This window comes from Moraxella sp. CTOTU46934 (assembly GCF_031979465.1).
Taxonomy (GTDB): domain Bacteria; phylum Pseudomonadota; class Gammaproteobacteria; order Pseudomonadales; family Moraxellaceae; genus Faucicola; species Faucicola tetraodonis.
This window is the reverse complement of the sequence record NZ_DALZEG010000002.1, coordinates 135,316-147,732: the sequence shown is the minus strand read 5'-3', so window position 1 is coordinate 147,732 and position 12,417 is coordinate 135,316. Positions and strand designations below refer to the sequence as shown.

The 12,417-nt window shown below is 44.3% G+C and carries 10 protein-coding genes and 1 pseudogene; 8 read left to right on the top strand and 3 right to left on the bottom strand.

The genetic code is table 11. The features are described from left to right. Window positions 1–98: 98 nt before the first annotated feature. The 4 genes and pseudogenes from RTN07_RS03220 to RTN07_RS03205 all read left to right on the top strand — a co-directional run. Window positions 99–854: a ParA family protein gene (locus RTN07_RS03220; RefSeq protein ID WP_312175678.1), complete on the top strand. Its 756-nt coding sequence runs from the start codon at window positions 99–101 to the stop codon at window positions 852–854. An 8-nt stretch (window positions 855–862) separates the two neighbouring features. Further along, complete coding sequence (locus RTN07_RS03215; RefSeq protein WP_050324710.1) at window positions 863–1,363, top strand: hypothetical protein; 501 nt, start codon at window positions 863–865, stop codon at window positions 1,361–1,363. A 47-nt stretch (window positions 1,364–1,410) separates the two neighbouring features. Next, entirely contained in the window at window positions 1,411–4,179 is a 2,769-nt protein-coding gene (topA, locus tag RTN07_RS03210) for a type I DNA topoisomerase (protein ID WP_312175675.1), read from the top strand. After that, a pseudogene (locus RTN07_RS03205) lies at window positions 4,164–4,973 on the top strand (NYN domain-containing protein); the annotation flags it as partial. The gene topA and the pseudogene RTN07_RS03205, both read left to right, overlap by 16 nt. Window positions 4,974–5,295: 322 nt before the next feature. On the opposite strand, the gene hslO reads toward RTN07_RS03205, so the two are convergent. Next, window positions 5,296–6,231, bottom strand: a complete 936-nt coding sequence (hslO, locus tag RTN07_RS03200) for an Hsp33 family molecular chaperone HslO (protein WP_312175673.1) — start codon at window positions 6,229–6,231, stop codon at window positions 5,296–5,298. A gap of 367 nt (window positions 6,232–6,598) precedes the next feature. Here hslO and RTN07_RS03195 point away from each other — a divergent pair, with 367 nt between their 5' ends. The 4 genes from RTN07_RS03195 (at window position 6,599) to RTN07_RS03180 (ending at window position 10,073) form a co-directional block, all read left to right on the top strand. Further along, window positions 6,599–7,678 (top strand): glutamate/aspartate ABC transporter substrate-binding protein, encoded by a 1,080-nt coding sequence (locus tag RTN07_RS03195; RefSeq protein ID WP_312175670.1) that lies wholly within the window; start codon window positions 6,599–6,601, stop codon window positions 7,676–7,678. 136 nt (window positions 7,679–7,814) lie between these two features. Then, entirely contained in the window at window positions 7,815–8,561 is a 747-nt protein-coding gene (locus RTN07_RS03190) for an amino acid ABC transporter permease (RefSeq protein WP_040404072.1), read from the top strand. Next, a complete protein-coding gene (locus tag RTN07_RS03185) occupies window positions 8,558–9,229 on the top strand; it encodes an ABC transporter permease subunit (protein ID WP_095355885.1) in 672 nt (223 codons plus the stop codon). Before RTN07_RS03190 ends, RTN07_RS03185 begins: the two co-directional genes overlap by 4 nt. Before the next feature lie 115 nt (window positions 9,230–9,344). Beyond that, window positions 9,345–10,073, top strand: a complete 729-nt coding sequence (locus tag RTN07_RS03180) for an amino acid ABC transporter ATP-binding protein (protein WP_143822824.1) — start codon at window positions 9,345–9,347, stop codon at window positions 10,071–10,073. A 72-nt stretch (window positions 10,074–10,145) separates the two neighbouring features. On the opposite strand, the gene RTN07_RS03175 is transcribed toward RTN07_RS03180, so the two are convergent. Together RTN07_RS03175 and RTN07_RS03170 are read right to left on the bottom strand one after the other, a co-directional pair. Beyond that, window positions 10,146–11,504, bottom strand: coding sequence for a WS/DGAT/MGAT family O-acyltransferase (locus RTN07_RS03175; RefSeq protein ID WP_312175664.1), 1,359 nt, complete (start codon window positions 11,502–11,504; stop codon window positions 10,146–10,148). Between the two features lie 28 nt (window positions 11,505–11,532). Next, window positions 11,533–12,390 (bottom strand): thiazole synthase, encoded by an 858-nt coding sequence (locus tag RTN07_RS03170; RefSeq protein WP_409455537.1) that lies wholly within the window; start codon window positions 12,388–12,390, stop codon window positions 11,533–11,535. Window positions 12,391–12,417: the final 27 nt, after the last annotated feature.

Sequence of the window (12,417 nt, the reverse complement as noted above, 5' to 3'; positions counted from 1 at the left end):
CTTAATACAACCAAATGAATAGCGTCAAATTAACAGGGTCAAATTTTTGAGTTAATGTGGTGATAATGCATTAATTTTTTATCAACAGGGTGAGGGTCATGCAAAAAATTTTAATCGCCAATCAAAAAGGGGGCTGTGGTAAAACCTCGATTGCGGTGAGTCTAGCGGCGGCATTGGCAAACCAAGGCAAAACAGTGGCATTGGCAGATGCAGACCCCCAAAAATCAAGCCTACAGTGGCTAAAAATGCGCCCAGCAGATGTGCCTGCCATTATCGGTATTGACTGGCGCGATAGCAATGATATAGGTGATATCCCAAAAACCCTGGGTAAAAACGACTGGCTGATTATTGATGCCCCAGGTGCGTTATCAGGCACTAAAGCCGAGCAGCTGATTGCCGAATGCAAGGCGATTTTAATTCCTGTTTTACCCGCTTTTTTTGATATTGACAGTACCAAACGCTTTTTAAAAAGCCTAGAAGACATCAAACGTATCCGCAAAGGCAAAGTCGATATTTATCTGGTTGCCAATCGCGTGCGTAGTCAATTGATGCAGGACAATGAGCCGACCGAAAAACTGATAGCGTATTTTACTGATATTGGGCAGCAGCCACTGGCTTGGCTATCTGAGCGTAGTATTTATCAAGCCTTGGCAGAGCGCGGCTTGACGATTTTTGATAAAAGCCAAAAACCGTATCGAGACATTCAAGCCCAGTGGCAGCCAATTACGGATATGCTAGCTTCCGAACCGCAGCCGACTGATAAAGCTGACGCCAAAGCCGAAAACAAAGCTGACACCAAAACTGAAGCAAAAACCTCATCTAAAAAATCCAAAAATAGCAGCTGGTACGAGTGATATAATCAATGGGAATATGGATAGCCATCGCCATCGGGGTGTTTATTGTCGGTAGTATCATGGGGTTAAAACCATCTGCTCGCGAGACCATGCGTGATAATCTGCGTATGGCAGCCAGACGCGTGGGCGTGCAGCCAAAACTGGTCGCATGCCCCAATTGGATTATCGGCGATACAGGCGAACGCGGTAAAGGCATGATGGCGCAATACGGCGTGGTGATTGAGGACGCGAAGATGCGCCCCTGTGATTATCAAGTGATTGAGGGCAAATGGCGACCCTTTACCGGGCATTATCCCGCTAATTTTGCGCTCGATAATCGGGAGGTGGATTTACCGGCATCCATCGCAACAACTGTTAAAGGTTTAAGCTGTAAAGCCAATTTTGTGTGTATTTATTGGCAAGAAAATAGCCAACTGGGCATGAAATCAGAACTTGAAACCACCGAAAAAGACCTAATCATGTTAAAAAGTAAATTGCATGATTATGCCAAATTGGTGCAGAATAACTAACTTTTCGTATTTTAACTTACCCTTTTTAATGATTTTGTGAACCCAACATGAGTAAAACACCGACAGCGAGAAAATCAACCAAAACCACGGATACGGCTGATACAAAAGCAGACACGAAAGCCGCCCAAAAAGCCGCAACCAAAGCCGCCGCGCCCAAATCAACAACCAGATCAAAAGCATCGAAAACAGCGCCTAAAACGTCGGGGCAAGGCAAGGCCTTGGTGATTGTCGAATCCCCTGCCAAAGCCAAAACCATCAATAAGTATCTGGGAAATGATTTTATCGTCCGCTCTAGCGTGGGGCACGTGCGTGATTTACCTGTGTCGGGTTCTGGTGCAACAAAAACCGATGATAAATCGGATACCAAGCTCACCAAAGAGCAAAAAGCGCAGCAAGCCTTGGTACGGCGTATGGGCATTGACCCCGAGCACGACTGGGTGGCACATTATGAAATTCTACCCAGCAAAGTTAAAGTCATTAAAGAATTAAAATCCCTTGCCAAAGACGCCAAAGAAATTTATCTTGCAACCGACTTGGATAGAGAAGGGGAAGCGATTGCTTGGCATCTCAAAGAAGTTATCGGTGGCAGTGATGACAAATACAGCCGCGTGGTATTTAACGAAATCACCAAAAACGCGATTCAAAATGCCTTTAAAAGCCCCACCAAGCTAAACTATGACCGTGTCAACGCGCAGCAAGCCAGACGATTTTTAGACCGTGTCGTTGGTTTCATGGTATCGCCATTGCTATGGCAAAAAGTAGCGCGCGGACTGTCGGCAGGGCGAGTACAATCTGTCGCCACGCGTCTAGTGGTCGAGCGTGAACGTGAAATTCGCGCTTTTACCCCAGTGGAATATTGGGAAATCCACAGCAATACCCACAGCCAGCAAGCCAAACAAGAGACCATTCGCCTAGAAGCGGTAAAAAAATCGGGTAAACCCCTGTCGCTAGAAAACGAAGCACAGACCCATGCCGTTGTCGCATTGCTTGAAACATCCGATTTTATCGTAGCAGATCGGGAAGAAAAACCCACCCAGTCAAAACCCGCTGCACCCTTTATCACCTCGACACTGCAACAAGCCGCCAGTACCCGCCTTGGTTTCCCTGTCAAAAAAACCATGATGCTAGCTCAGCGCCTGTATGAAGCAGGTCATATCACCTATATGCGAACTGACAGTACTTTTTTGTCAGCGGATGCACTCACCAGTTTGCGCGGTTTTATTGACAAGCAATACGGCACAAAATATGTCCCAAAATCGCCCAATGTGTATGGCAACAAGCAAAACGCCCAAGAAGCGCACGAAGCGATTCGCCCCTCAGACGTACTTGTACAATCTGCCTCGCTAAAAGACATGGAGCGCGATGCCCAGCGTTTATATGAGCTGATTTGGCGCCAGTTTGTGGCGTGTCAGATGCCACCTGCGCAGTACCAATCCATGACGTTGATTGTCAATGCTGGTGAGGTTGAGCTTAGAGCCAAAGGTCGGGTGATGACCTTTGATGGCTATACCAAAGTACAGCCCCCGGCCAAAAATGAAGACAATCTATTACCTGATGTAAAAATCGGGGAAAAACTGGTGGTCGATAGTATCGAGCCTACCCAACATTTTACCAAGCCACCGGCCCGCTATACTGAAGCGAGCCTAGTCAAAGAACTGGAAAAACGTGGGATTGGCCGTCCATCCACGTATGCCGCTATCATCTCAACTATTCAAGAACGTGGTTATGTCAAGGTAGAAAACAAACGTTTATTCGCCGAAAAAATGGGTGATATCGTCACTGACAGATTGGTCAACAGCTTTCCAAATTTGATGGACTATACTTTTACCGCTGGGCTTGAAGAAAACCTAGATGAAGTCGCTGAAGGTCAGCAAAACTGGAAAAAAGTGCTGGATGATTTTTATGGCGATTTTAAAGGCAAGTTAGAGCGTGCCAAAGACGAAGACGGCATGAAGCCCAATGACCCAACCGATGTCCCAGATATTCATTGTGACTTATGTCAGCGCCCAATGCAGATCCGTACAGGCTCTACAGGGGTGTTTTTGGGTTGTACCGGCTATAATTTACCCCCCAAAGAGCGTTGTAAAGGCACCAAAAATTTGATGCCTGTGGAAGCCTTTCATAGCCAAACCAGTAAAGAGAGCCAAAATCTCGGTGAGGACGACGCGGACAACAACGACGAGATACAAGCGCTACTTGAGAAAAAACGCTGCCCGCAATGCCATACCGCGATGGATGGGTATATCGTCGATGGCGGGTTAAAACTCCATGTCTGTGGTAACAATCCTGACTGTGATGGCTATCTATTAGAAAAAGGCGTCTTTGAAACCGCAGGCAATGACGATGTGCCTACCATACCTTGTGATAAATGCGATGGGCAAATGGTGCTCAAAACTGGGCGTTTTGGTGCCTATTTTGCCTGTCAGCAGTGCAATAACACCCGTAAAGTGCTCAAAAATGGCGATGCAGCGCCGCCACGCATGACCGCAATCCCTATGCCAGAACTCAAATCACAAAAATTTGATGACCATTATATTTTGCGTGAAGGGGCAGCAGGGTTATTCTTGGCAGCGTCAAAATTTCCTAAAGTGCGCGAGACGCGCCCACCAAAACTGTCAGAGTTACGCGCGATACAAGATCAGTTGGAAGATAAATTCCAGTATTTATTTACCGCGCCAGATACCGACAATGAGGGCAATCCAACAATTTTGCGTTGGAGTCGTAAAAATGCAGAGCAATATATCGGCTCAGAAAAAGACGGCAAAGCGACTAAATTTGCCTTGGTTTATCGTAAAGGTAAATGGGTGGAAGAGTGACGAAAGATAATTCAGCAAAATTAGCGGTTTTAATTGATGCCGATAATTCTTCTGCCAAAAAAATTCCGTTGATTTTGCAGGAAGTGGCAAAATATGGTGTTGCTAGCGTTAAAAGAGTATATGGTGATTGGAGTAGTGAAAATCTAAAAAATTGGCGTGACGTACTTTTGCCTCATGCGATTACACCTGTACAACAGTTTGCCTATACGAGCGGTAAAGACGCTACCGATATGATGTTAATCATCAATGCAATGGACTTACTTTATAGCAAAGCGTTAGATGGATTTTGTATCGTTTCTAGCGACAGTGATTTTACCCCACTTGCTTCTCGGATACGAGAAAGTGGGTTAGTCGTTTATGGTTTTGGTGAAAAGTCAAAAACACCTGAAGCCTTTATTAATGCCTGTGATAAGTTTATTTATATTGAAAACTTGGAAGATATTAATAAAACAGATACCTCTATTCAACTAATTACTTCAACGAATAATGACAATAACCAAGTGGTAAATCCTACTCAGGTTACAGAAGTGAAAAACTTTGAAAAGCTACAACTAGATAGTGTCTCAACGCAACTTACCATTGATAGTGCAACACTACAATTAATTTATAAAGCAATTAAAGATACGGCTGATGATGATGGTTGGGCATATTTAGGGAATTTAGGCAAATATTTAGTCATGTTGAAACCTGACTTCGATGTGAGAACGTTTGGCTGTAATAAGCTTTCTGAATTACTCGAAAAATTAGGATTATTTACTTTCCAAAGAAGAGGCTCACAGATTTTTGTGAGAAAAAAAGCCAGTTTTTCAAAATTTTTGAAAGCCGTGCAAGACACGATTATAGCTAAATACGGTATCAATCAATGGGTTTATTTGAATCCCTTAGCGATAGAAATTAATAAATCTTATCCAAATTTGGATGTTTCTGAATACGACTGTAAAAGTATTTATCAAGCCTTATTGAAGATTGAAAGTAAATATTTTGAGTTTTCGGACGATAAAAGAAAACTTCAGCTATTACAATCAAAAAACTCATAAAATCTCTACTAAAAAAGCCCAAATTCGGGCTTTTTTAGTAGAGTTATTAGCGTGGCTATGGTTGAGCTATTATTAATTTTTAAGCAAAAATCATCTCAATATCTTTGTGATCAAAACGGTAAACATGTCCGCAGAAACCACAATCTAGCGCCAATTCATCCCCATGCTCATTAGCAATTTCTAATGCAGCTGGTTTGCCCAACTGAAAAATTGCCGATTCACTTTTCTGCTGTGAGCAGGTACAAGCAAAGGTCAACGGCATAGGCTCAGCCGTCACCACGTCTTCTTCATGATACAAGCGATATAAAATCTCATCGGCTGGCAAGGTGGTTAACTCTTCAGCTTTTAACGTTTTGGTTAAGATTTTTAAGCGGGGGAACAAGTCATTGTCCACTGTCTCATACTCTTCTTCTGTGGTACGTGGTAGCAGCTGCAGCACGATACCGCCCGCTTGCTCACCATCACAAGCCAAGTTGATTAAGGTAGGAATCTGCACGGATTGCTGTTGGTAATGTGCCAAACAATCCGCCAAGTTATCTGCCACACGCTCAACAATGCCTTGATAACCTTCTGCTTGTGTGCCATACGTGGCATCAGGTTGAATATTAATAAATAACACCCCTTCACCGACTTTACCAAGTTTGGCAAAGGCATCATTTGCCGTTTGTGCGGATTGCCATGCGCCTGTCCATTCTGCAAGACCGCGAATATGACCTTGGTGGTCGCACTCTGCCATCGCCCAAGTTAAGCTGTCCTGTTCAGGGTCAGTGGCTGCACCTGAATTTTGCAATTGAATGGATAGACGACCTTCGATTTTTAATGTACCAATCAGCAAGCTTGCCGCAACCAACATTTCCCCAAGTAGTTTTTGCAGGGCAACTGGGTAATCTTTTTGCTGCAATATCGTCTGCAGGCTGTCGTTGATGCGTACCACGTCACCGCGTACGGGGCTTTTCTCAAAATAAAAACGTTGGCGCATATCAAAATCGTGAAGTGCTTGAGTCGCTGTTGTCATAAATAACCTATGTTAAGTGAGTTTTAATCAATTTATTGAGCTATAAATGGGGATAAAATCGAAAATAGCAAAAAAATGGTAAAAAAATTGTCGATGATGAAAAAAATATTTTTTGTAAATCTATTGTCACAACACAGAAAAGTAAATTACTATAAACTCACATTTGAAATCTTTTGAGTATCCTAAACTATTTTTTATCAGTCATTGTGCAAGGTTTTGCCAAATTTTAATGGGTGCAATGACGGATGATGAAGGACAGGGAAGGATAGACACAAAGAGATGGGGGAGTCTTTTTACTCGATTTGGCATTGACAGCCACACAGCGAAAAGATTAACTAAGAACGTATCATACGACAAGGATCATAGGATGATTTTAATCTCTAAAAAGCCAATCGCCTTAGCAACCGCTGCTATTATGGCATTAGGTCTTGCAGGTTGTAACAAAGCCAGCGACAACAAAGCGGCAGGGACTGAAGGTAGCCAACCAGCGGCAGCGGCTACTGGTGAAAAAACGCTCGATAAAATTAAAAAATCAGGGGAAATCGTACTGGGTTACCGTGACTCCTCAATTCCATTTTCTTATATCGCAGGTACGCCAAACCAACCTGTGGGTTATGCCCATGACCTCCAATTAAAAATTGTTGATGCAGTCAAAAAACAATTGAATATGCCAGACCTTAAAGTGCGTTACAACCTAGTAACCTCACAAACCCGTATCCCATTGGTACAAAATGGTACGGTTGACTTAGAGTGTGGTTCAACCACCAACAATGAAGAGCGCCAAAAACAAGTGGCTTTCTCAAACGGTTTCTTTGAGATTGGTACTCGCTTATTAACGGCTAAAGATTCAGGCATCAAAGATTTTGCGGATTTAAAAGGCAAAACCTTAGTGACTACCGCAGGTACCACCTCTGAGCGTTTTATCAGAAAACTCAACGATGACAAAAAAATGGGCATTAACATCATTTCTGCCAAAGACCACGGCGAATCTTTCTTGATGTTAGAAAGCGGTCGTGCGGCAGCCTTCATGATGGATGACGTACTGCTTGCGGGTGAAAAAGCCAAAGCCAAAGATCCAAACAAATGGGTCATTGTTGGTACCCCACAATCGTATGAAATTTACGGCTGTATGATGCGTAAAGACGATAGTGAATTTAAAAAAGTAGTCGATGATGCGTTGGTTGCGACTTATTCATCAGGTGAAATCAACGACATCTACAAAAAATGGTTCATGTCACCGATTCCACCAAAAAACATCAACATGAACTTCCAAATGTCTGACAACTTAAAAGCCTTGTTAGCAAACCCACATGATGGCGCGCAACCAAAAGATGTTGCTAATGCAGCCGCATCTGCTACCGTCAATGCCGTAGCAACGGGCGCTAGTAATGTGGCAACCGCTGTGGCATCTGCAAGCAATGCAATTGCAAGTGCAACAAAACCTTAGTTGATGTGATAACAACAAACTAGGTTAGGAAGGTTACTATCCAACATAAAACTGACGTCATCACCTATCAATTGTGGTTACGTCAGTTTTAGTTTTTGGGTAAATCAATTTGCTAGACAGAATTTTGGGGGTGGCAATGAATTATAGTTGGAATTGGGGCGTGTTGCTGCAACCAACAGGCGTAGGCAATGAAGTCTACTGGCAGTGGCTATTGACAGGCTTTAAATGGCTGTTGGTCATTGGTGGGAGTGGCTGGCTGATTGCCTTAATTATCGGTACGATTTTAGGTATTATGCGTACTTTACCAAATAAAACTGCCAGAGCGATTGGTACGGCTTATGTGAGTTTTTTTCGTAACATTCCGCTATTAATACAGTTATTCTTTTGGTTTTATGTGGCACCTACTTGGCTGACACCTGCCTTACAAAAATGGTGGTTTCAGGAGTTAGACCCAAATACCTCGGCGGTGATTTCGGCAAGTATTGGTCTTGGGTTATTTACTGCGGCGCGTATTGTTGAGCAAGTGCGTACGGGCATTGAATCATTGCCAAAAGGGCAGACCAATGCTGCCTATGCGCTTGGGTTCACGTTACCCCAGACGTATCGTCATATCGTCTTGCCACAGGCATTTCGGGTGATTTTACCACCGATGAGCTCTGAGCTTACCAACTGTTTTAAGAATGCCTCGGTCGCTTCATTGGTCGGGGTGACTGAGCTGATTAGCCAAACCAAAACTATCAGCGAATATACCCAAAACAATATCGAAGTGTATACCTTTACCACGATTATTTATTTATTGTTTAATTTGGTGTTGATTTATTTTATGACTTGGCTTGAGAAAAAATTACGCATCAAAGGTCAAATCGATGGGGGTGGCGCATGAATATGATGGAATTACAAGCCGCAATGCCAGGGTTGATGGGTGGCTTATGGATCACCTTCAAAGTGTTATTTTTAGCTATCATTGGCGGTTTGACGTTGGGTACGATTTTAGCCTTGATGCGGTTGTCAGGCATTCGTATTTTAGCCGTGCCTGCCAAGCTGTATGTCAACTTTTTCCGTTCAGTGCCGCTGCTACTGGTATTGCTTTGGTTTTATTTTGCTGTACCGATGGTGTATAACTTGGTGACGGGCACGTATTTGACGTTGGATACCGCGTTTACTTCGTGCGTGGTGGCATTTATGGTGTTTGAAGCCGCGTATTTTTCTGAGATTGTACGTGCGGGTATCCAGTCAATTGGCAAAGGACAGGTCAATGCTGCTAAAGCCTTGGGTATGACTTATGGTCAGACCATGCGCTTTATTATTTTGCCACAAGCGTTTCGCAAGATGTTTCCGCTACTTCTACAGCAGTCGATTATTTTGTTCCAAGATACGACGTTGGTGTTTGCGATTGGCTTGGTGGATTTCTTCCGAGCCTCATACGTGCGCGGTGACTTGATGGGGCTACTCACCCCCTATATCTTGCTGGCAGGGGCGTTTTATTTTGTGGTCAGTCTAACCGCATCGACCGCTGTCAACCACCTACGCAAACGCTTTCGCATGGCTTAATCAATATTGAATAAAGGAAAATAACATGTCAGTAGTTACTAAAATTGATGAAACCACCTGGCTTAACGAATTTGGTGGCTTGGTATCAAACAGTGGACACGCCAGTCCCGATATCATGATTAATGTCAACAAAATCAGTAAATGGTATGGCGACTTTCAAGTATTGACCGACTGTACCGCGCATGTGCACAAAGGCGATGTGACCGTCATCTGTGGTCCATCAGGTAGCGGCAAATCAACTTTAATCAAAACCGTCAATGGTCTTGAAGCCTTTCAACAAGGTGAAATCTTGATTGATGGCATGTCGGTCGGCGCCAAAGAAACTGACTTGCCAAAACTACGAAGCCGAGTAGGGATGGTATTTCAGCATTTTGAACTGTTTCCGCATTTATCCATCTTAGAAAACTTGACCTTGGCACAAATCAAAGTATTGGGTCGTAGTCAGTCTGAAGCGCAGAAAAAAGGCTTGGGTTATCTTGACCGCGTGGGCTTGTCCGCGCATGCCAAAAAATACCCTGCCGAGTTGTCAGGCGGTCAGCAGCAACGGGTAGCAATTGCGCGGGCGCTCAGTATGGACCCGATTGCAATGCTGTTTGATGAGCCAACTTCCGCGCTTGACCCTGAGATGATTCAAGAGGTGCTTGAGGTGATGATTGAGCTTGCTAATGAGGGCATGACCATGATGTGTGTGACCCACGAAATGGGCTTTGCGCGCCAAGTCGCCAACCGTATCATCTTTATGGATCAAGGTCATATCGTTGAAAACTGTAGCCGGGAAGAATTCTTTGCCGGTGCGCGTAGCGAACGCGCGAAAGATTTCTTGTCAAAAATCTTAAATCACTAAATATAAGGTAAAGTTTATTTCATTAAAAAACGGCAGTCATTGCCGTTTTTTATTATAAAAGTTTGGCACAGCTTAGTTGCTCATGAGTGATTCAAATTGCTTGAGTTCCTCTTCCATATAGGCGAGTAATCGTTGGCTATGGGGCAATATTTGGCTACAGGTGACGATACAAAACTCGATTTTATCCACGTAAGTACACAAGGTAATATTCATCGCTTGGTCATTGAGCACAATCGAAGCAGGATACAGCGCCTGCAATTTTGCCCCTTGCCAATACAATGGCTGATGCGAGCCTGGTACATTTGAGATAATCAAGTTGAAACCGCGATAATCGGGAAACAGACCCGTAAGTACCTGCAATCCTGCACGGCTATAAGCCACCCCACTATAAATAATCGACGAGGCTTGCTTCATCCGTGAAAAGCGTTTTTTACTATTTTTGGTGCTGCCATTAATCGTCTTTAACCGAGCAACAGGGTCAGCAAGGTGAGTGGCAAGATTGGCTAAAATAAAGGTAATTTGATTGCCAACGTGTTGGCTTGCGCTATCGTTGTCATCGCGCAGTGATAAGGGTACAAAAGCAATCAAGGGTTTTTTGGGTAAGCCATTGATATCGAGCAAATAACGGCGTAACGCGCCCGAACAAATTGCCAAAATCACATCATTGACGGTCACAGCGTAATGTTTGGCGATGGTTTGAAAACGACTGAGATCAAAAGATTGGGCAGAGATACGCCGTGAGCTTGATACCGGTTGATTGAGGGGGCTATCTGGCGCTTGGGTGGTGGTAATGTAGTCTTTGTCAAATCGCTCTACCACATTTTTAGCTAAGGCTTTGATGGCAGGTGGGATAGCGAGCGCTTGCTCTTTGACGACACGCAGAAGGGATTTATCTTCTGGTATCAAAGCATCGAGTTGGTGACGATGACGGGTCATTAGCGACCAAATTGGCAAGCTAATTCGCTCGGTTGGCGATTCTGATAGCGATTTTTTCACCAAACGAATCGCCGCTATCCCATCGACCATAGAATGGTGAATCTTAAAATACAACGCAAAACGATTGCCTTCAATCCCCTCGATGATGTGACACTCCCACATCGGTTTGGCACGGTTGAGTAATTTGCTGTGCTCTTGGGACACGTAAGTCAATAGCTCACGGATGCGTGCTGGTTTGGGCAGGGCGATATGGCGAAAATGATGGTCGACTTCAAAGTTTTCATCGGTTTTCCACCATGCTAAATGATATAACACTTGGTTAAACGGAAAACTCGGCGGCGTCTTTTGCGTGACCATCTGCTGCACCAAATCACTGACAAAGGTATCGCTTGCGCCATCGGGAATTTCAAACAAAAACAGCCCACCAATGTGCATCGGCTGATTGCGATTTTCAAGTAAGATAAATAACTGGTCAATGGCGGTGAGCAGACGCATGCGATGTCCTTAAGTATTAAATAATAAATTAGCGGAAAAAATAGCCAGTCTGTGGCGAGCTAGCTTGTGCCATATACCGCGCTGGCATACGACCCGCCAAGAAGGCTTCACGTCCAGCCATCACCGCGTGTTTCATGGCAGACGCCATCAACACAGGGTTTTGTGCATGGGCAATCGCGGTGTTCATCAGTACACCATCACAGCCTAATTCCAAGGCAATGGCGGCATCACTGGCGGTACCGACGCCTGCATCCACCAAAACAGGCACTTGGGTTTGCTCAATGATTAGACTTAAAGTATGGCGATTTAATAGCCCTAAGCCTGAGCCAATCAAACTGCCCAATGGCATAATCGCCACACAGCCCATGCTCTCTAGTTCTTTGGCAACAATCGGGTCATCTGAGGTGTACACCATCACATCAAAGCCATCATCAATCAAGGTCTTAGCTGCTTTGACGGTTTCGATGACGTTGGGATACAAGTTTTTTTCATCGCCCAACACTTCAAGTTTGACTAGGTTATGCCCATCCAACAATTCACGCGCTAATTGACAGGTACGAACGGCGCTAGCCGCGTCAAAACAGCCAGCGGTGTTGGGTAGAATGGTGTATTTTTCGGGAGAAATCACATCAAGTAGATTGGGTTCATCTTTCTTCTGCCCGATATTCACGCGTCGAATGGCGACAGTGACGATTTGCGCACCGCTGGCAGCGATGGCTTCGCCTGTTTGTGCCAAATCTGTATATTTGCCAGTACCGACGAGCAAACGAGAGGTAAACGTGCGCGAACCAATGTGTAGGAAGTCGTTTGGGTCGGTCAGCGTATTTTGGCTTGAAGAATTTTGGGTTTCAGGATTTGGAGTTGAAGTGGTTTGGGTCATTGTCATCCCTTTTTAGAGTTTGATTGGCATGGT

Coding starts and splice junctions, on each gene's coding strand:
- topA (WP_312175675.1), top strand. CDS start 1,411: ATGAGTAAAACACCGACAGCGAGAAAATCAACCAAAACCACGGATACG.
- RTN07_RS03175 (WP_312175664.1), bottom strand. CDS start 11,504: ATGCGTCTGCTCACCGCCATTGACCAGTTATTTATCTTACTTGAAAAT.
- hslO (WP_312175673.1), bottom strand. CDS start 6,231: ATGACAACAGCGACTCAAGCACTTCACGATTTTGATATGCGCCAACGT.
- RTN07_RS03215 (WP_050324710.1), top strand. CDS start 863: ATGGGAATATGGATAGCCATCGCCATCGGGGTGTTTATTGTCGGTAGT.
- RTN07_RS03220 (WP_312175678.1), top strand. CDS start 99: ATGCAAAAAATTTTAATCGCCAATCAAAAAGGGGGCTGTGGTAAAACC.
- RTN07_RS03185 (WP_095355885.1), top strand. CDS start 8,558: ATGAATATGATGGAATTACAAGCCGCAATGCCAGGGTTGATGGGTGGC.
- RTN07_RS03190 (WP_040404072.1), top strand. CDS start 7,815: ATGAATTATAGTTGGAATTGGGGCGTGTTGCTGCAACCAACAGGCGTA.
- RTN07_RS03180 (WP_143822824.1), top strand. CDS start 9,345: ATGATTAATGTCAACAAAATCAGTAAATGGTATGGCGACTTTCAAGTA.
- RTN07_RS03170 (WP_409455537.1), bottom strand. CDS start 12,390: ATGACAATGACCCAAACCACTTCAACTCCAAATCCTGAAACCCAAAAT.
- RTN07_RS03195 (WP_312175670.1), top strand. CDS start 6,599: ATGATTTTAATCTCTAAAAAGCCAATCGCCTTAGCAACCGCTGCTATT.